Annotated in this window: 13 protein-coding genes; 3 read left to right on the forward strand and 10 right to left on the reverse strand. The window is 71.5% G+C overall.

Annotated elements, in window-relative coordinates; genetic code table 11:
- Positions 1-232 precede the first annotated feature (232 nt).
- From AB0C82_RS04280 to AB0C82_RS04305, 6 genes are all read right to left on the reverse strand, one after another.
- Entirely contained in the window at positions 233-2,059 is a 1,827-nt protein-coding gene (locus AB0C82_RS04280; protein WP_362836108.1) for a GMC family oxidoreductase, read from the reverse strand.
- Positions 2,060-2,135: 76 nt separating this feature from the next.
- Entirely contained in the window at positions 2,136-3,764 is a 1,629-nt protein-coding gene (locus AB0C82_RS04285) for a succinic semialdehyde dehydrogenase (RefSeq protein WP_362836110.1), read from the reverse strand.
- Positions 3,765-4,003: 239 nt separating this feature from the next.
- Positions 4,004-5,659 carry a protein kinase gene (locus tag AB0C82_RS04290; RefSeq protein WP_362836112.1) on the reverse strand — a complete coding sequence of 552 codons (1,656 nt, stop codon included), beginning with the start codon at positions 5,657-5,659 and terminating at the stop codon, positions 4,004-4,006.
- Positions 5,660-5,781: 122 nt separating this feature from the next.
- Complete coding sequence (locus AB0C82_RS04295) at positions 5,782-8,493, reverse strand: protein kinase (protein WP_362836114.1); 2,712 nt, start codon at positions 8,491-8,493, stop codon at positions 5,782-5,784.
- A 181-nt stretch (positions 8,494-8,674) separates the two neighbouring features.
- Entirely contained in the window at positions 8,675-10,630 is a 1,956-nt protein-coding gene (locus AB0C82_RS04300; RefSeq protein ID WP_362836116.1) for a serine/threonine-protein kinase, read from the reverse strand.
- 293 nt (positions 10,631-10,923) lie between these two features.
- Entirely contained in the window at positions 10,924-12,630 is a 1,707-nt protein-coding gene (locus tag AB0C82_RS04305; protein WP_362836118.1) for a glycerol-3-phosphate dehydrogenase/oxidase, read from the reverse strand.
- Between the two features lie 309 nt (positions 12,631-12,939).
- Between AB0C82_RS04305 and AB0C82_RS04310 the strand changes: the two genes are divergently transcribed.
- Both AB0C82_RS04310 and AB0C82_RS04315 read left to right on the forward strand, forming a co-directional pair.
- Positions 12,940-14,202, forward strand: coding sequence for a nucleotide sugar dehydrogenase (locus AB0C82_RS04310; RefSeq protein ID WP_362836120.1), 1,263 nt, complete (start codon positions 12,940-12,942; stop codon positions 14,200-14,202).
- 120 nt (positions 14,203-14,322) lie between these two features.
- Positions 14,323-14,901: a hypothetical protein gene (locus AB0C82_RS04315; RefSeq protein WP_362836122.1), complete on the forward strand. Its 579-nt coding sequence runs from the start codon at positions 14,323-14,325 to the stop codon at positions 14,899-14,901.
- A gap of 87 nt (positions 14,902-14,988) precedes the next feature.
- Here the strand turns inward: AB0C82_RS04315 and AB0C82_RS04320 are convergent, their stop codons facing one another.
- The 4 genes from AB0C82_RS04320 to AB0C82_RS04335 form a co-directional block, all read right to left on the reverse strand.
- A complete protein-coding gene (locus tag AB0C82_RS04320; RefSeq protein WP_362836124.1) occupies positions 14,989-16,113 on the reverse strand; it encodes a GuaB3 family IMP dehydrogenase-related protein in 1,125 nt (374 codons plus the stop codon).
- A 105-nt stretch (positions 16,114-16,218) separates the two neighbouring features.
- Positions 16,219-17,721 (reverse strand): IMP dehydrogenase, encoded by a 1,503-nt coding sequence (gene guaB / locus AB0C82_RS04325; protein ID WP_362836126.1) that lies wholly within the window; start codon positions 17,719-17,721, stop codon positions 16,219-16,221.
- A gap of 128 nt (positions 17,722-17,849) precedes the next feature.
- Positions 17,850-18,425 carry a sigma-70 family RNA polymerase sigma factor gene (locus AB0C82_RS04330; RefSeq protein WP_056796454.1) on the reverse strand — a complete coding sequence of 192 codons (576 nt, stop codon included), beginning with the start codon at positions 18,423-18,425 and terminating at the stop codon, positions 17,850-17,852.
- Between the two features lie 287 nt (positions 18,426-18,712).
- Positions 18,713-19,324, reverse strand: coding sequence for a response regulator transcription factor (locus AB0C82_RS04335; protein ID WP_003948568.1), 612 nt, complete (start codon positions 19,322-19,324; stop codon positions 18,713-18,715).
- Positions 19,325-19,746: 422 nt separating this feature from the next.
- Between AB0C82_RS04335 and AB0C82_RS04340 the strand changes: the two genes are divergently transcribed.
- A complete protein-coding gene (locus AB0C82_RS04340) occupies positions 19,747-20,079 on the forward strand; it encodes a WhiB family transcriptional regulator (RefSeq protein ID WP_362836128.1) in 333 nt (110 codons plus the stop codon).
- The last annotated feature ends 46 nt before the right edge of the window (positions 20,080-20,125 follow it).

Consider the following 20,125-nt stretch of genomic DNA (forward strand, 5'->3'; position numbering starts at 1 on the left):
CAACCCACCCGCTCTACGCGCCGCCCGTTCCAAGCCCAGGGCAGGTCCCCCGCTGTCCCCCGCAGCCGCGCACCGCCGCTGCCCCGGGCCCCCTCCGGCCGCACAGCGCGGCCGGGCCCCGTGAACCGCGAACCGGTCCACGGGGCCCGGTCCCGCCGCGCTCCGTTCCGTTCGAGCCCGCCTGCGCCCGGAGGACAAGATCCCGAGTCGGGCGCGCCATGACCGGGGCCGGTCAGGGCCTCGCCTTCGGCGGGACGGCCGGCATCCCCAGGAACGGCAGCTTCAGCGCGCCGAACGCGTCCTTCGGCACCGCCGGCGTGTGCGGCTCGACCGCCGAGAGCCGCCGGTACGCCTCACCCTGCGCCGGACGCGGGTCGCTCTCACCCTTGTTGGGCCAGAAGGACATGGCGCGCTCGGCCTGGGCGGTGATGGTCAGGGACGGGTTGACGCCGAGGTTCGCGGAGACCGCCGAGCCGTCGACGACCGAGATCCCCGGGTGTCCGTACAGCCGGTGGTACGGGTCGATGACCCCGCTCTCCGCGTCCGCGCCGATCGGACAGCCGCCCAGGAAGTGGGCGGTGAGCGGGGTGCCCATCAGCTCACCGATGTTCGATCCGGCGAAGCCGTTGATCTCCTGGGCGAGCAGCGTGGCGCCGCGCGTCGCCTCCTCGATCTGTGTGGGGTTGGGGGCGCCGTGGCCCTGCCGTGCGGTGAGCAGGCCCTTTCCGATGCCGCCGGGCTTGCGGTAGGTCGTCAGGGAGTTGTCCAGCGACTGCATGACCAGACCGATGATGGTCCGCTCCGACCAGCGGCGGTTGGAGAGGGAACGCGCGGCCAGCACGGGGTGCCTGACCATGCTGCCCGCCCAGCGCAGGACACGGCGGCTGCCGTACGGCACCTGGAGGAGCGTCAGCGCACCCATGGCGTTGGATCCCTTGCCGTACCGGACCGGCTCGATGTGGGTGTTCTCGTCGGGGTGGATCGACGAGGTGATGGCGACGCCCTGCGAGAAGTCGGCCTTCGCGGCGCCGTGCTTCCTGCGGTACCTGCGGTCGCTGGTCTGCGCGCCGACGAGGCCCTCGGAGTTGGTGCGGGTCAGTTCCCCGAGCCTGGACGAGAGCCGGGGCAGCAGCCCCTGGTCCTTCATCGTGTGCAGGAGCGTCTGCGTGCCGTACGTACCCGCGGCCACGATCACCTTCCGGGCGCGCAGCCGGGTGGGCTCCGCCTTCCTGCGGCGGTCGGTGGGGACGGTGGAGACGAGGTAGCCGCCGTCGGGGTCGTCCGCGAGGGCGACGACGGAGGTCATCGGGTGGATGACGGCGCCGCCCTTCTCGGCGAGGTGGAGGTAGTTCTCGTTGAGGGTGTTCTTCGCGCCGTGCCGGCAGCCCGTCATGCATTCGCCGCACTCGGTGCAGGCCTTGCGGTCGGGGCCCGCGCCGCCGAAGTACGGGTCGGCGACCACGCCTCCGGGCCGCGCCTTCGCCGTACCGTCGGCGTCCTCCCCGTCACCGAAGAAGACACCGACCGGGGCGAGGTGGAAGGTGTCGCCGACGCCCATGGCCTGCGCGACCGCCTTCAGGTGGACGTCCGAGGGGGTCGTGGTCGGGTTGAGCCGCACTCCCAGCATCCGCCTGGCCTGGTCGTAGTACGGCTTCAGCTCGTCGTGCCAGTCGGTGATGCCGGCCCACTGGCGGTCCTCGAAGAACGGGGCGGGCGGAACGTACAGCGTGTTGGCGTAGTTGAGCGAGCCGCCGCCGACGCCCGCGCCGGCGAGCACCATCACCTTGCCGAGGAGATGGACGCGCTGGAGGCCGAAGAGGCCGAGGGCCGGGGCCCAGAGGAAGTTCTTGATGTCCCAGGAGTTCTTCGGCAGGGTCGCCGCGGTGAAGCGGCGGCCCGCTTCCAGGACCCCCACCCGGTACCCCTTCTCGGTCAGTCGCAGCGCGGACACCGCGCCGCCGAACCCGGAACCGACGATCAGCACGTCGTAGTCGTACGCGGCGTCGTCCCCGGCCGCCTCGGGCACGGACCGGTTCTGGGCAGGGCTGTCCTGGGACATGGCTCTCCTCGGTACGAAAAGGACAGAAGGTGCTGCGGTGTGTGCCGGTCAGCGGGTGCTGCGGCGGTGCTGACGGTCAGCGCAGGCGGAACGCCTTCATCGCCTTCAGGCTGACGCTCATGAAGGCCGCGTGCTTCGCGTCGTCCATCCCGAAGGACGGGGCGAGCGGGATCAGCCGCTGCTGCGCGACGGTCTGGGCCTCGGTGTACTTGAGGATGCCCTCGGAGCCGTGCCGGCGGCCGAGCCCGGAGTCCTTCATGCCGCCCATCGGGGACTGGACGCTGCCGTAGGCGGGCGCGTACCCCTCGTTGATGTTGACCGTGCCGGTCCGCAGCCGGGCGGCCACCTGGTGACCGCGCTTCCCGTCCTTGGTCCACACGCTCGAATTGAGTCCGTACGGAGTGGCGTTGGCGAGGTCGACGACCGCGTCCTCGTCACTGAACCGGTAGATCGAGACGACCGGCCCGAAGGTCTCCTCGGTGCAGACGGCCATCGGCTCCTGGACGCCGTCGAGGATCGTCGGCTCGTAGAAGAGCGGGCCGATGTCGGGCCGGGCGACGCCGCCCGCGACGAGCCTGGCGCCCTTCTCGACGGCCTCGGCGACATGCCGGGTGACGGTCTCCAGCTGCCGTTCGCCGACGAGCGAACCCATGTCGGCGCCGTACGCGAGGGAGTTGCCGAGCCGCATGGCCCTGGTGCGCGCGGCGAACCGCTCCACGAAGTCGTCGGCGACGGACTCGTGGACGTACAGCCGCTCGATCGAGATGCAGAGCTGGCCCGCGGAGGAGAAGCAGGCACGGACCGCGCCCGCCGCGGCCTTCTCCACGTCCGCGTCCTTCAGGACGAGCATCGCGTTCTTGCCGCCGAGCTCCAGCGAGACCCCGACCAGCCGGGCGGCGGCACCCTGGGCGACCTGGCGGCCGGTTCCGGTGGAGCCGGTGAACGACACGTAGTCGGCGTGCTTGACGACCTCGGGGCCGACGACGGGGCCTTCCCCGAGCACGACCTGGAACACCTCGGCGGGCAGTCCGGCCTCGATGAGCAGGTCACGGGCCCACAGGGCGGTCAGCGCGGTCTCCGTGTCGGGCTTCATCACGACGGCGTTGCCGGAGACGAAGGCGGGCAGGGCGTCGCCCACGGACAGTTCCAGCGGGTAGTTCCAGGGGGCGATCTGACCGATCACGCCACGGGGCTGACGCAGCTCCGTCACCTTGGTGAGCGTCGGTATGACACCCGTGTGGCGCTTCGGCCTGAGGTACGAGGACGCCTTGCGGCCGTAGTGGCGGGCCGCGACGGCCACCGCCTGGACCTCTTCGTGGGCGTGCAGCCTGGCCTTGCCGGTCTCCAGCTGGATGAGGTCGAGGACCTCGGCCTGGCGTTCCAGTACGAGGTCGTGGAAGCGCAGGAGGACGGCGGCCCTGGCGCGTACGGGGACCGCGGCCCACGCGGGCTGGGCGGCGCGGGCCCGCTGGAAGGCGGTCGCCACGTCCTCGGGGGTGGACTCGGGCAGGTCCGCCAGCTTCTCCCCGGTGAAGGGGGTGTGGTTGGCGGTACGGCCGGAACCGACGACTCCCCGGGTCAGCTGCGCGACCACCTCGGGGGTGACCACGTCGGCGGCGGTGCGCACACCCGCCGGGGCGGGGGCGACCGGGTTCGTGCCCAGGGAGGCGCCGGAGGTGACCGTGGGTGCCTGCGAGTCCGTCATGAGGGCGAGAGTATGTGCAGCCGCACTCTTTGGGTACCCGTCGGTAATAGGTTTTCACCATCCCCACAACAGCCCCGTGCGCGGGCCTCGGGCCGCGCCACCAACCCAGCCAGTGATCGCTGGCCACATAACCGCTGATCAGCGGCTATCCCGGACCGACTGCCCCCGTCCGCAGCCGGGCGCCGGGTGCGCGGGGCCCGCACCGGGCTCACCGGAAATCTTCCCCGCCCCGGCCGGTGTCAGCCGTCGCCGGCGGGCGGCTGCCAGCTCCGCACGATCGTGTCGAACTGCTCGCGGCTCTCCGGCCAGTCCTCCTCGGGGCCCGTCATGTAGAACGCGTACTCCGGGCCTCCGGGCTCCGCGTAGTACATCTGGTCGATTCCGTGCCGGGGCCCCGGATGGTCCTTGGACTCGGTCCAGGTGAACTCCCAGAGGGATCCGGGCCGGTCCCGGTGGACGTTGGACCGGAGCACCAGGCGGCTGTACGCGGGCAGGCGCTTCTCCAGGTCCTTCTCGATGCTCTGCGTGTGCGCGAACGGGCTGTCGAAGTCCGGGTCCGGATCGATGCTGATCCGGATGCGGTGCCTGCCGTCGTCCGGCGTGTAGTCGATCTGGCTGCCGTCCGTCTGCCGTTCCCAGCCGGGCGGTACGACGATGCTGAAGCCGGCCGGGTCGTTGATCCGGCTCCAGCCCTCTGGTATCCCGGGGGTGGCCGGTTTCGACTCCTCGGTGGGCTTCGGCTCCGTCGAGGTGGCGGGACGGGTCACCGGACCCGCGGCCTCCTTCGCGGGCGGGTTCTCCTCGCCGCCCCCGTACTTCGTCACCAGGAGACCGGCCGCCGCGGCCAGCACGACGACCACGGCGAGGGCGACCAGCGCCGTACGCCAACGGGCGCCCGGGCGCGCGGGGGTGGCGGGCACGCCTCCGGGTCCGGCGGGTGCGGGCTGGGACTCCGTCCGCACCGGCTGCGTCAGATGGGTCGTGGCGCCGTCCGTCGCCAACCGCAGGGCCTCGTCGGGAACCCGCTGGGTCGGCACGTACGCCTGCGCCCCCCGGGGCTCGCGGCCCTCCATGGCGTCCAGCAGCATCTGTTCCGTCTCGGCCGCCGTCGGCCGGTCCCCCGGCTCCTTGCGCAGCAGCGCGGTGATCACCGGGCCGAGCGGGCCGGCCCGGCGGGGCGCGGGAGGTTCCTCGATGACGACGGCCTGCATGGTGGAGATGGGTGAGGTCCGGCGGAACGGTGAGCGCCCCTCGACCGCCGTGTAGAGGGTGGCGCCCAGGGACCAGAGGTCGGAGGCGGGCCCGGGGTCGCCTCCGCGCACCCGTTCGGGCGCCAGATAGTCGATGGAGCCGACGAGTTCGCCGGTCCGGGTGATGGTGGCGTCACCCTCGATCGCGGCGATCCCGAAGTCCGTGAGCAGCACCCGTCCGTCCCGGGCGAGCAGGACGTTGCCGGGCTTGACGTCACGGTGCAGCACCCCGGCGCTGTGCGCGGCGCGCAGGGCGCTCAGCACGTGGAGGCCGATCCTGGCCGCCTCGCGGGGCTCGATCTCGCCGGACTCCTTGGCGGCCTCGGCGAGCGAGGGCCCGTCGACGTACTGCATGACGATCCAGGGGCGCTTGTCGTACTCGATGACGTCGTGGACGGTGACGACACCGGGATGGGTGATGCGGGCCGCCGCGCGCGCCTCCTTCTGCGTACGGGCGTGCAGAACGGCCCGGTCGGCCTCGGCCACGTACAGCCCGGCGGTGAGTTCCTTGACGGCCACCGTCCGGTGCAGCACCTCGTCGTGGGCGCGCCAGACCTTCCCCATGCCGCCCCGCCCGAGGACCTCTCCGAGCCGGTACCGCCCGGCCAGTACGGGTCCCGCGTCAGTGCCCTGCGAATGTTCCACGTGTGTCCCCGCCCCGTTCCTTCGGATGCCAGGTTACGGAGGCGACGTACGGCCATGGAACCTCGCATCGCCCACGAGACCGCACTGTGATGCTTGTCGCCCCACCGGGTGCTGTCGGTCCCTCAGGGCGCAACGCGGTAGGAGGCGATGGCCTGTTCGTAGATCTCGGTGACGCGGTCGCGTTCGTTCTCCGGGCCGATGACCTGGACTGTGTGGTAGCGGCCGTCCACGATCATCACCAGGTTGCGGACGTAGACCTCGCGGCCACCGCTCTCCTGCCAGGTGAACTGACCTTCGGCCATGACCTGTTGGCCGACGTCGACGCGACGCAGTCCCGTGGAGGACGACCAGCTGGAGTCGCGGAAGGGCTGGAGCTCGGGCTCCTTGTCGCGCTGGTAGTCGAGCGGATCGCTGCCGTTGGCCTTGACCGTGTCCCGGCCGGGCACGATCAGCAGGCTGAACCCGTCGCTGCCGTAACGGACCTGACGGTCCGCGTTCGCCGGACTGCGCTGCCAGCCCTTGGGAGCCCCGATCTCGAAGCCCTCCGCGTCCTTGCGCAGCGCGTACCCGGGGGCGAGCGCGACGGCGGAGCGGCTGGTCTGCGGCTGCTGCGAACCGGCCGGTTCCGAGGCGTCGTCGGAAGGCGGCCGGCTGCCCGGCTCGCTCGGGGCCGCCGAACCGGACGGGGTGCCCTCCGTGCCGGCGCCCTCCTCAGGACCGGTCCTGGGCATGAACATCAGGGCGTACGTGACGGCGGCGGCCATGGCCAGCAGGATGAGGACCAGCAGCAGACGTCCCAGCCGTCGCGGCGAGTGTCCGTCCTCGCGACGGGGCGGGGGCGTACGCAGCGCCTTGGGGCCCTTGGGCTCGCGGGGCAGCCGCGGCTCGCGGCGCGTCTGCTCGTAGCGCGGCCGCTCGGACCGCTGCTTCTGCTTCCCCTGGCGGTGCCGCCCGTGCGTGGGCCCGCCCGACCGGCCGCGGCGCCTGCGGACCAGCTCACCCCTGCGGCGCACGACGGGCAGCCGGGTGTCGTCGGGCGACGGCAGGGTGACGACGTCGGTGCCGGCCTCGGGCTCGGGCGCCGAGCGGACGAGCGAACGCAGCCAGCCGCGCAGCTCCTCGAAGTCGGGGCGCTCGGTGGGGTCCTGCCGCAGCAGGGACTCGACGACCGGGCGCAGCGCGCCGCACTCCTCCGCGAAGGCGGGCGGTTCGCCGCACACCATCTGGACGAGCTCGGCCGCGTTGTCCTCGGGGTACGGGGCGTGGCCCTGGACGGCGCGGTAGAGGAGGGCGCCGAGTGCCCACAGGTCGGTGGAAGGGCCGATGGGCGGGGCGAGCTGCCAGTTCTCGTGGACCGGGCCCGCCTGCTCGGGGGCCCAGCGCTCGGTGACCGCGCCGACGACGGCGATCCGTGCCTGGCGTGCGCGTTCGGCGGCCAGCGGCGTCGCGGGGCCCCGGTAGGCGGGCGTGGTGGCGCTGCTGCCCGCGACGACCTCCTCCCAGCTTCCCGAGGGCGCGGCGGCGGGCAGCTGCCTGCGCTCCTGGGGAGCGCCGTGGCCGGGCCCCCTGGGGCCACCGCCCAGGCGGCGGGAGTCGGCGCGCAGGGCGTCCTCGCCGGAGCCGCCCGCGGGTACGGGGCGGCCGGCTCCGGGGCCGTCGTCCCAGGTACCGGCCAGGTGCACCCTCCGGCCGGGCGGCTCGTCCCGCCCGCCGTCCTCTTCGTCGTCGTCCTCGTCCTCGTCGTCGTACACGTCCTCGGCCGTGGAGCTCCACGCTCCGGGCAGCAGCGGGTGCTCGGCGGGCGGGCGGCTGTTCGGGAGTGCGCCCCGGCCGTCCTCGTCGTCGTGCCGCTCCTCGTCGTCGTGCCGCTCCTCGTTGACGCGGGCCGCGGCACGGGCGCCCGCACGGTAGGCCGCGATGGCGCCTGCGCGCGCGGCCCGCAGCTGCGCGGCGCTCCCGGCACCGGGCTCGGCGGCATGGGGGTGGACGGGTACGGCGGGGTGCGCCGGACGCGGTACGAGCTGCCCGCCCTCGGCAGACGGCGGCGCCTGACCGAAGGGAGGGCCCTGCGGGGCGTCGAGCGCGGCGGGGGTGCGGGAGGCCGGGACCCCGGCGGCGGGCGGCGGGAGGTACGGCTCAGGGTCCGCCGGCGGCACGTACGGGCCGGTGGGTCCGGACTCGACCGCCGGGGCCGCGTAGTCGTCCTGGTCGTCGTTGCGCGGGGCGGGAACGTAGCCGCAGAGCGCCTCCTCGGCCGCCCCGGCGGCCAGGCCGGTCAGCACGACCCGGCCGTCGTCACAGATCAGCACCGTCCGTACGGTGATGTTCCGGTGCGTCCAGCCATGCGCGTGGAGTACGGCCAGGGCCGTGAGCACGTCGGAGCCGATCTCGGCGGCCCGGTACGGGTTGAGCGGCCGTTCCGCGAGGAGCGCCGCGAGCGGGCGGGCGGCGACCAGTTCGCTCACGATCCACAGCGAACCCGCCTCGGCGAACACGTCGAAGACCTGGTCGAGCCGAGGGTGGTCGGGGACCTGGGCCGCGGCCTGGGCCGCCTCGATCGCGCGCCGCACAGCGGGGTCCGTGGACCTGCGCACCGTACGGCCGGTGGCGCGCCGGGCTGCGGACGGCGGCCCGTCCGCGCGGAAGTCGCGCGGGTCACGGCCGTCGTCGAGCACCTCCGCGTCCACGACCTCCGGCAACGGCACCTGCCGCACCAGGACTTCCTGGCCGCTGTAGGTGTCGAACGCCCGGGTCTCGACCAGTTCGTACTCGTCGGACGGGGGCAGCGGAAGGCGGTAGCGGTCGGCAAGCACCCGACCCGCATAGTCGTCCACGACGCCTCCCCAGAGCGCGCTGTCCCCCGGTCACCGAGTACATAGAAAGCCGTCAGTTGTGGTCATTCGCCGTGCAATTGACCCGTCGTTCCGGCTGCGTACGGTCCTCGGCCTCTCACGATACGTGGCAAGTCGCCGCCGCGCGGCCGGGTCACCGCAACCCAGCCGTTCCGCGGCTCCGTCAGTCGGCGGGCTTGAACGTGGCGAACGCCGTCTCGCGGAGCGTCCGGCACTGCTTGCCGTTCCACTCGCTCGCCTTGCAGCTGATCATGATCGAGTACCCGTGTGTGGCGTCGACCTTGAAGCCCCGGTTCAGTATCCGGATGCGCTGCCCGTCCTGGTTCCGCTCGAACTTCCAGTCGGCGACCGTCGGATAGCCGTTGTACCGGACGGTGTCGATGCCCAGATGCTTGTAGCCGTTGCTGAGGGCGCTGGTGCCCGCCACCGCCCCCGCCCAGGCGGCCTTGGCGTCGTCGCCGGGTGAACTGTTGTAGTCGACCTGAACGCGCGGGAAGCCGCCGTCGACGGCGTATATCTGGCCCGAGTTGCTGCCCGCGATCTTGTAGGGCGTGAAGTTCCCGGGCATCGCCATGACGAAGTGGAACCGCTTGTTGGTGACCGACTCGTATCCGGCGGGAAGCCCGCCGGAATCCGGCTTGTCGGTCTTCGGGTCCTTCGCAGGCTTGTCGGAGGGCTCGTCGGACGGCTTGGCCGTGTCCTTCCCCTCGCCGTTCTTGCCCGCGTTCTCGTCCGTTTCCTTGCCCTTGCCCTGTCCCGAGGCGCCGGAGCCGCCCGTGGCGGCGCCCGCCGACGCGGACGTGTCACCCCCGGCCGAACTGCCGCCCTGCGGATCCTCGTCGTCGCCGAAGCTGAACGCGAGGACGGTGCCGACCACAGCGAGCACGACGATGCCCGCGACGACCGCGAGCGTGCGGCGCGGGACCACGTCGGTGAGCGAGGCGCGGACCTGGGCGGTGGGTGAACTCGCGGGACGCCGCGGGGGCACACCGGCGGCCGAAGCCGTCGTCACGGCCGCCGCGGGCGCCGCCTTGGCGTTCCGCACGGAGCGCAGCGCGCCGCGCAGCCGCTCCCGGGCCCCCTCACCGGCACCGGCCGCGACCGAGGCGGACTTGGAGGCGGGCTTGGAGGCGGGCTTGGGGACGGACCTCGACGGGGCCTTGGGTGCCCGCTCGGGCGGCGCTCCGGCAGCGGCCGCAGCGACGTCGGCGTCCGTGGGCAGCGCCATGACCTGCGTCGAGTCGGCAGGCGGGGGTACGGGCCGCTCGGGGGCGTTGATCACGTCGTTGAGGAGGGCTCGCGCACCGGCGTCGTCGAGCCGCTGCTCGGGGTCCCTGGCCAGCAGGCCGTAGATGACCTCCTCCAGCGGCCCCGCGTTCTTGGGCGGGTCGAGCGGCTCGGTCATGACGGCGGTCAGGGTGGCGATCGCCGACCCCTTGTCGTAGGGCGGGCACCCCTCGACGCTCGCGTACAGCAGTCCGCCGAGCGACCACAGGTCGGCGGGCGGTCCGGGCTTGTGCCCCCGGGCCCGCTCCGGCGAGATGTACGAGGGCGCGCCGACGAGCATGCCCGTCGAGGTCACGGACGGGTCGCCCTCGACCTGGGCGATCCCGAAGTCGGTCAGTACGACGCGGCCGTCCTCGGAGATCAGGACGTTGGACGGCTTCACGTCGCGGTGCAGGATGCCCTCGCGGTGTGCCTGGCGCAGCACGTCGAGGATGGCGAGGCCCACCTCGGCCGCGCGCCTCGGCGTCAGTGTCCCGTCCTCGCGGATCGCCTCGGCGAGGGACTTGCCCTCGATGAGTTCCATGACGATCCACGGCCGGTCGTCCTCGTCGACGACGTCGTAGACCGTCACCGCGCCGTTGTTGCGGATCCTGGCGATCGCCTTCGCCTCACGCAGGGTTCGCGTGATCAGCCGGCGCTTCTCGTCCTCGTCGATGGCCGAGGGGAACCGCAGTTCCTTGACGGCCACCGTGCGGCCCAGCGTCTCGTCCACGGCTCGCCAGACCGTGCCCATTCCGCCACGGCCGAGCACCGCCCCGAGCCGGTAGCGCCCCGCGAGAAGACGGTCTTCCTTGTCCCGTTGGGGCTCCCGTGCCTGCTCCGCCTCCGACATGCGTCCCCTCTGCGATCAACCCGCCCTGGCAGAGCGTTCATTGTCCCTCACCCCTGGAGCGGCCCTGGTGCCGGGTCCGTACGGCGAGAGTGCCCAGCGAACCACACCTGGCACCCGCTGACTCCTACCTCCCCCGGCTCGTCGTCCGGGGCGGCGCCCGGGGGCGAGGCCGCGGGCCCCAACTGCGCCTACCCGCCACACGACTTCTATGCCCCGTCCGGTCGCCGCATCCGGTCCGGACGCCACATGGGGGCCACGGAGGCGGCGGCTGACGCCCCGACGGCCTGCCTGTCCTAGATGGGCACGATGTCGGGCGCTCCCAGCCGCGCCGCGTCCGCCGTCTGGTCGTCCGGCTGGCGCTGCGACTCCCGTTCCGCCTCCACCCGCTTCTCGTAGTGCTCGACCTCCCGGTCGATCTGGCCGGAGTCCCAGCCCAGCACCGGCGCCATCAGTTCGGCACAGAGCCGTGCGCTGCGGGTGCCCCGGTCGAAGGTCTCGATGGAGATGCGGGTACGCCGTGTGAGTACGTCGTCGAGGTGACGGGCCCCTTCGTGCGAGGCGGCGTAGACGATCTCGGCGCGCAGGTAGTCGTCCGCGGCCGGAAGCGGTTGGCCCAGAGAGGGGTCGGCCTCGATCAGGTCGAGGAGTTCCTCGGTCAGCGAGCCGTAACGGTTGAGGAGATGCTCCAGCCGGGCGACGTGCAGACCCGTCCGGGCCGCGATCCTCGCCCGCGCGTTCCACAGGGCCCGGTATCCCTCGGCGCCGAGCAGCGGAACGTCCTCGGTGACACAGTCCGCCACCCGCTGGTCGAGCCCGTGCACCGCCTCGTCCACCGCGTCCTTCGCCATCACCCGGTACGTCGTGTACTTGCCGCCCGCGACGACGACGAGCCCGGGCAGCGGGTGCGCCACCGTGTGCTCGCGCGACAGCTTGCTGGTGGCGTCCGACTCACCGGCCAGCAGCGGCCTCAGACCCGCGTAGACGCCCTGCACGTCGTCCCTGGTCAGGGGCGTGGCCAGCACGGAGTTCACATGCTCGAGCAGATAATCGATATCGGCGCTGGACGCGGCCGGGTGCGTCTTGTCCAGGTCCCATTCGGTGTCCGTCGTGCCGACGATCCAGTGCCGGCCCCACGGGATGACGAACAGGACGGACTTCTCGGTCCGCAGGATCAGTCCGGTCGAGGAGTGGATGCGGTCCTTCGGCACGACCAGGTGGATGCCCTTGGACGCGCGCACGTGGAACTGTCCGCGCTCCCCGATCAGCGCCTGGGTGTCGTCCGTCCACACCCCGGTCGCGTTCACCACCTGTTTGGCCCTGATCTCGTAGACGCCACCGGCCTCGACGTCCTCCACGCGGGCCCCGACGACCCGTTCCCCCTCACGGAGGAATCCGATGACACGCGCCCGGTTCGCCGCGTGTGCGCCGTAGACCGCGGCGGTGCGCACCAGGGTGGCCACGTAGCGGGCGTCGTCCATCTGGGCGTCGTAGTACTGCAGCGCCCCGACCAGGGCGTCCTTCTTCAGCGCGGGGGCGACCCGCAGGGCCTGGCGGCGGGAGAGGTGCCGGTGGGTGGGCAGCCCCCGGCCGTGCCCGGAGGACACGGACATCGCGTCGTACAGGGCCACGCCCGAGCCCGCGTACAGCCGCTCCCAGCCCTTGTGCTGCAAGGGGTAGAGGAAAGGCACCGGCTTCACCAGGTGCGGCGCCAGCCGTTCCAGCAGCAGTCCGCGCTCCTTGAGCGCCTCCCGTACCAGCGCGAAGTCGAGCATCTCCAGATAGCGCAGTCCGCCGTGGATCAGCTTGCTCGACCTGCTCGACGTGCCGGACGCCCAGTCGCGCGCCTCGACCAGCCCGGTCGAGAGCCCTCTGGTTGCCGCGTCCAGCGCGGTCCCGGCGCCGACCACACCCGCGCCCACGACCAGCACGTCCAACTCGCGCTCGGCCATCGCCGCGAGCGCCTCGACACGCTCGGCGGGTCCCAGTGTCGCTGTCCTCACTGCTGCCTCCCGGTAGATCGGGTGTCCGGCACGGTGCGCGGGCCGCCACTCGTGCCGGCCCGGCTGTGCCCACCACTCGATTCTGTCCGCGGACCGCGACTTCAGCCACCGCCTGTGGACAACACCCCGGCGACTGACGTCACACAATGCGACATATAGGTCATATTTACGCTTAGTCTGACATTGCGCTGTCCCCAGCAGTTGCGCTTTCCAGCCTCATGGTCTTAGGGCGCGTCCGACCCTCATCTCCGCCGGACAGACCCCGGCCGTGATCCGCCGGACAGGCCCTAGGGAAGGACGACCCTCCACATGCCCGCAGACCTCGCTGTCATCGGACTCGGTCATCTCGGCCTGCCCCTCGCCCAAGCCGCCACGGCAGCGGGCATCCAGACCGTCGGCTACGACACCGATCCGCGGCCCTTCGCCGAACTCTCGGCGGGCCGCAGCCCCGTCGAGGGCTCGCTCACCGCCTCGGACATCCGCCGGATGCTCTCCGGAGGATTCCGCCCCACCACCAACCCGGCCGAGCTCGGGCGCGTCCGCACCGCCGTCATCTGCGCCCCCACACCCCTCGGCGCGGACCGCACCCTGGACCTCGGCGCCCTCGGCGACGCGGCCCGCGCGCTGGCCGCCCGGCTGCGCCCCCACACCACGGTGCTGCTCGAATCGGCCGTGCCCCCCGGCACCACCGAGAACTTCCTGCGGCCCCTCCTGGAAGAGGGCTCGGGGCTGCGCGCCGGACGCGACTTCCACCTCGCCTGCTCCCCCAGCCGCCTGGACCCCGGCAGCCGCACGCACGTCTACGCCAACACCCCGAAGGTGATCGGCGGCCTCACCCCGGCGTGCACCGAGTCGGCAGCCGCGTTCTACGGCCGGCTCACCGACAAGGTCGTCCGGGCCCGGGGACCGCGCGAGGCGGAGATGACCAAGGTGCTGGAGACCAACTTCCGGCACGTCAACATCGCCCTGGTCAACGAGATGGCCGTGCTCTGCCACGACCTCGGAGTCGACTTCTGGGACGTCATCAGGTGCGCGGAGACCAAGCCCTTCGGCTTCCAGCCCTTCCGCCCCGGCCCCGGCGTCGGCGGCCACGGCACCCCCGTGGACCCCGGCTACCTCCCCTACAACAGCCGCACCCCCGGCCATCCGTTGCGCATGGTCTCGCTCGCCCAGGAGATCAACGACCGGATGCCCCAGTACGTGATCCAGCGCTGCGCCACCCTCCTGAACGAACACGGCAAGTCCGTCCGGGGCGCCCGCGTGCTGCTCCTCGGCGTCACGTACAAGCCGGACCTCGCCGACCAGGAGGCTTCACCCGCCCGCGAGATCGCGGGCCGGCTCATGGACATGGGCGCCCAGATCGGCTACCACGACCCCCACGTCCTGGACTGGCGCGTGCGCGAACTGCCCGTCCCCCGCGCCGACTCGCTGTACGAGGCCGCGGCGGCCGCCGACCTGACGGTGCTTCTCCAGCACCACCGCACCTACGACCTGCAGGGCCTCGCGGTGAAGGCCCAACTCCTCCTGGACACCCGGGGAGCAACCCCGGCAGGGGCGGCGCACCGGCTCTGAGACAGGCCGCCCGCCCAATTCCCGCAAGGGATTTCGGTGGGCGATGTCCGAGTGGACTGCTAGCCTGCGGCGTCACTTCTCGCACAGCCGTGCGCTTTCGTCCCAGGGGGAAGATCCACCATGAGCCAGCCCGTGCCGCCGAACCCGCCGCAGCAGCCCTACGGCGGCCAGCCGTCCGACGGCAACCCGTACGCCCAGCAGCCCGCCCAGCCCGGCGCGCCGACCGGCAACCCGTTCGCGGGCGAGCAGCAGCCCGGCCAGTTCGGCGGCGGCGTCCCGTTCGCCCCGGCGCCCCCGGCCCGCGACAACCTCGCCCTCGGCATCCTGACGGCGCTCGGCACCGCCGTCGTCGCGGCCATCCTCTACGGCGTCCTCGCCGGCTCCATCGAGCGCGAGGTCGGCTACGCGGCGGTCGGCGTCGGCTTCCTCATCGGCTTCGCGGCGGCCAAGGTCGGCGGCAGCAACCCGGTCGTCATCGGCGCCGGTGCCGTCTTCGCCATCGGCGCCGTCTACCTCGGTCAGCTCGTCGGCATGTCGATGATCCTGGCGGAGGCGTCCGGCCTGTCGTTCTCCGGTGTCTTCTTCGACCACTTCGGCGACGTGACCAAGATCTGGAACGAGGAGGCCGACTTCATGACGTACCTCTTCCTCGCCCTCGGTCCGATCGCCGCGATCGGTGGCGCCCGCAAGGCCGACTAGTCGCCCTGCGGTACGCATGACGGGAGGGCCCGGACCACACGGTGGTCCGGGCCCTCCCGTCATGCGTACCCGGGTGTCCGGGGTGGGTCAGCGGCGGTGCTGCGAGTCCGCCACCGTCACCTCGACGCGCTGGAACTCCTTGAGGTCGCTGTAGCCCGTGGTGGCCATCGCGCGGCGCAGGGCGCCGAAGATGTTCATGGAGCCGTCAGGGGTGTGCGAGGGGCCCGTGAGGACCTCCTCCGTCGTCCCGACGGAGCCCAGGTCCACCAGCTTGCCGCGCGGCACGTCCTCGTGGACGGCCTCCATGCCCCAGTGCCGGCCGCGACCGGGCGCGTCCGTCGCACGGGCCAGCGGGGAGCCCATCATCACGGCGTCCGCGCCACAGGCGACGGCCTTCGGGATGTCGCCGGACCAGCCGACGCCACCGTCCGCGATCACGTGCACGTACCGGCCGCCCGACTCGTCCATGTAGTCGCGACGGGCCCCGGCCACATCGGCGACCGCGGTCGCCATGGGGACCTGGATGCCGAAGACGTTGCGCGTGGTGTGCGCCGCGCCGCCGCCGAAGCCGACGAGGACACCGGCCGCGCCGGTGCGCATGAGGTGGAGTGCCGCGGTGTACGTGGCGCAGCCGCCGACGATCACCGGGACGTCCAGCTCGTAGATGAACTGCTTAAGGTTCAGCGGCTCGGCCGCGCCCGAGACGTGCTCGGCGGAGACCGTCGTGCCGCGGATGACGAAGATGTCGACACCCGCGTCGACGACCGCCTTGGAGAACTGCGCGGTGCGCTGCGGGGAGAGCGCGGCGGCGGTGACGACACCGGAATCGCGCACCTCCTTGATGCGCTGCCCGATCAGCTCCTCCTGGATCGGAGCGGAGTAGATCTCCTGGAGGCGGCGGGTCGCGGACTCGACCGGCATCTCCGCGATCTCGTCGAGGAGCGGCTGCGGGTCGGTGTGCCGGGTCCACAGCCCTTCCAGGTTGAGGACGCCCAGGCCGCCGAGCTCGCCGATCCTGATGGCGTGCTGCGGGGACACCACGGAGTCCATGGGGGCGGCCAGGAACGGCAGCTCGAACCGGTAGGCGTCGATCTGCCAGGCGATCGAGACCTCCTTCGGGTCCCGCGTACGACGGCTCGGAACGACGGCGATGTCGTCGAATGCGTACGCCCGGCGGCCGCGCTTGCCGCGCCCGATCTCGATCTCAGTCACGATGGTGTGGCCTTTCCCTCTACGTCTGCACTGCCAGTATCCCCGACACACGTCGGAGGGGCGGCCCCGGGAACCCCCGGGGCCGCCCCTCGGGCGACGGTGCGGCTACTTCCTGCTGTAGTTCGGCGCCTCGACGGTCATCTGGATGTCGTGCGGGTGGCTCTCCTTGAGACCCGCCGACGTGATCCGTACGAAACGGCCGTTGTTCTGGAGCTCGGGCACCGTCCGGCCGCCGACGTAGAACATCGACTGGCGCAGACCGCCGGTGAGCTGGTGGACGACCGCGGAGAGCGGGCCCCGGTAGGGGACCTGGCCCTCGATGCCCTCGGGGACGAGCTTCTCGTCGGAGGCGACGCCCTCCTGGAAGTAACGGTCCTTCGAGAACGACTTGCGGTCGCCACGGGTCTGCATCGCGGCGAGCGAACCCATGCCGCGGTACGACTTGAACTGCTTGCCGTTGATGAAGAGCAGCTCGCCCGGGGACTCCTCGCAGCCCGCGAGCAGCGAGCCGAGCATCACGGTGTCGGCGCCGGCCACGAGGGCCTTGGCGATGTCGCCGGAGTACTGGAGGCCGCCGTCACCGATGACCGGGACGCCCGCAGCCTTGGCGGCGAGGGACGCCTCGTAGATCGCGGTGACCTGCGGGACACCGATGCCGGCGACCACACGGGTGGTGCAGATGGAGCCGGGGCCGACGCCGACCTTGATGCCGTCGACGCCTGCGTCGATCAGGGCCTGGGCGCCGTCACGGGTGGCGATGTTGCCGCCGATGACGTCGACCGAGGAGTTCGACTTGATCTTGGCGACCATGTCGCCGACGAGCCGGGAGTGACCGTGGGCGGTGTCGACGACGATGAAGTCGACGCCCGCCTCGACGAGCGCCTGGGCCCTCTCGTAGGCGTCGCCCGCGACGCCTACGGCGGCGCCGACCAGCAGCCGGCCACCCTTGTCCTTGGCCGCGTTCGGGTACTTCTCGGCCTTGACGAAGTCCTTGACTGTGATGAGGCCCTTGAGGATTCCGTGGTCGTCGACCAGCGGAAGCTTCTCGATCTTGTGGCGGCGCAGCAGCTCCATGGCGTCCACGCCGGAGATGCCGACCTTGCCCGTGACCAGCGGCATGGGCGTCATGACCTCGCGCACCTGGCGCGTACGGTCCGGCTCGAAGGCCATGTCACGGTTGGTGACGATGCCGAGGAGCTTGCCCGCCGCGTCGGTGACCGGGACGCCGCTGATGCGGAACTTGGCGCAGAGGTCGTTGGCCTCCAGCAGCGTCGCGTCCGGGTGCACCGTGATCGGGTCGGTGACCATGCCGGACTCGGAGCGCTTCACCAGGTCGACCTGGTTGGCCTGGTCGGCGATGGAGAGGTTGCGGTGCAGAACGCCCGCGCCGCCCTGCCGCGCCATGGCGATGGCCATGCGCGCCTCGGTGACCTTGTCCATCGCCGCGGAGAGCAGCGGGATGTTCACCCGGACGTTCTTCGAGATGTACGAGGAAGTGTCGATCTGATCGGGCGCCATGTCGGACGCGCCCGGCAGCAGCAGCACGTCGTCGTATGTCAGCCCGAGCGTCGCGAATTTCTCGGGCACTCCGTCGACGTTTGCAGTCATGACACCTTCCCCAAATGGCCTTGATCGGTGCGGATGTCCATGCTAACGGGCTTCCGGGGTGTCTCATTCCACGATCAAGATCGGTAAGCGGTTCTGTACGTTCCTACGTGCGCGCGGCCGGGAGGCGCCTACTGCCCCGCGAGGGCGCGCAGCCTGCTCAGCGCGCGGTGTTGGGCGACACGGACGGCTCCCGGGGACATCCCCAGCATCTGTCCGGTCTCCTCGGCCGTCAGTCCGACCGCGACCCGCAGGACCAGCAGCTCGCGCTGGTTCTCCGGGAGGTTGGCCAGCAGCTTCTTGGCCCAGGCCGCGTCACTGCTGAGCAGGGCGCGCTCCTCGGGGCCGAGCGAGTCGTCGGGCCGCTCCGGCATCTCGTCGGAGGGCACGGCCGTCGATCCGGGGTGCCGCATGGCGGCACGCTGGAGGTCGGCGACCTTGTGGCCCGCGATGGCGAAGACGAATGCCTCGAAGGGTCTGCCGGTGTCCTTGTACCGCGGCAGCGCCATCAGCACCGCGACACAGACCTCCTGCGCCAGGTCCTCCACGAAGTGACGGGCATCACCGGGAAGCCGGTTCAGCCGGGACCTGCAGTAGCGCAGCGCGAGGGGGTGGACATGGGCCAGCAGGTCGTGGGTGGCCTGCGCGTCGCCGTCGACGGCACGGTGCACCAGTGCACCGATCACCGTCGTCTCGTCGTCGCGCATCGAACCATGGTGCCTTGGTGCCGCCGGATCTGCGGCACCGCGTCCTGAGTTGTGCACCGAAGCGTTATGAGCGGGTGCGCCGGATGTCATGTCCTGCGCCCTCCCCTTCCGCTCGACCGAATCGTTCCCGAGGAACTCCACGTCTCAAGGATGCGGCATCGGCCGGGAAGCGTCACATATCGCTGGTCGGAGGGGCTGGATCCCAGGCCCGCCGCCCCGCGGTCCCCGTCACCCCGCCCGCCGGTGCGCGGACGGGGGATGGCTCGGCCGCCGGCCGTGGCCAGGTGTCAGCGGACGAGACCCCAGCGGAAGCCGAGTGCCACGGCGTGTGCGCGGTCCGAGGCTCCGAGCTTCTTGAAGAGGCGCCTCGCGTGCGTCTTCACCGTGTCCTCCGAGAGGAACAGCTCGCGCCCGATCTCGGCGTTGGACCGGCCGTGGCTCATGCCTTCGAGCACCTGGATCTCACGCGCGGTGAGCGTCGGCGCCGCACCCATCTCGGCGGACCGCAGCCTGCGCGGAGCCAGCCGCCAGGTCGGGTCGGCCAGGGCCTGCGTCACGGTGGCCCGCAGCTCGGCGCGCGAGGCGTCCTTGTGCAGATACCCGCGGGCACCCGCGGCGACCGCCAGCGCGACACCGTCGAGGTCCTCGGCGACGGTCAGCATGATGATCCGGGCCCCCGGGTCTGCGGACAGCAGCCGCCGGACCGTCTCCACACCCCCCAGACCGGGCATACGTACGTCCATCAGAATCAGATCCGAACGATCGGCTCCCCAGCGGCGGAGAACTTCCTCGCCGTTGGCCGCCGTCGTCACGCGCTCGACACCGGGCACGGTGGCAACCGCGCGGCGGAGCGCTTCTCGGGCAAGCGGGGAGTCGTCGCAGACGAGGACGGATGTCATGACCGTCCTCCGCAGCTGATGCGCGTCACCTTGAGCCTCCAGGCTGATACAAGTCGTCACCTGTGCGGTTGACCCCCTCGGACATCTGCCCGAGCTCGTTCTTCGTCAACCGCCTCCGCACACTCAACGATGGTCACTCGAAAGAGTTACGGGTGGGAACGTCGAGTTCGGCACTCTACGTGAGTGTCCGCACACGGAGGAGAACGGCGCAGATCATCCAAGCGTCAACCGAAACTTCACCCGAAGGTATGCCCCATTTAGCGGATTTTCTTCCCTTTTACGGGTGTCTGTGGCTAGATTCGCAATCAGTCATATTTACATCTACTAACACCGTAGATGTACGGTCGGGACTCCGGTCACCGACGATCCACAACGGTCGAGGATGCCGTTTCCGACTCAGCACGGTTTCGAGGGGACAAGCAATGGCAGATTTCTCCCGCCTTCCCGGACCCAATGCAGATCTGTGGGACTGGCAGCTCCTGGCCGCCTGCCGAGGGGTCGACAGCTCACTCTTCTTCCACCCGGAGGGTGAGCGCGGGGCGGCCCGGAGCGCTCGCGAGACCTCGGCGAAAGAGGTGTGCATGCGCTGCCCGGTACGGGCGGAGTGCGCGGCACACGCACTGGCGGTACGGGAGCCCTACGGAGTGTGGGGCGGCCTGACCGAGGACGAGCGCGAAGAGCTCATGGGCAGGGCGCGCAACCGGCTGATCACCGCGGCGCACTCAAGCGCCGGGGCCGGCCCCGATCACGCCTGACACCCGACGCTCCCAGCCGACAGAGAAACGTTTCTTCATAGGTAGT

Source organism: Streptomyces sp. NPDC048560 (genome assembly GCF_040650955.1).
In the GTDB taxonomy this organism is placed as follows: domain Bacteria; phylum Actinomycetota; class Actinomycetes; order Streptomycetales; family Streptomycetaceae; genus Streptomyces.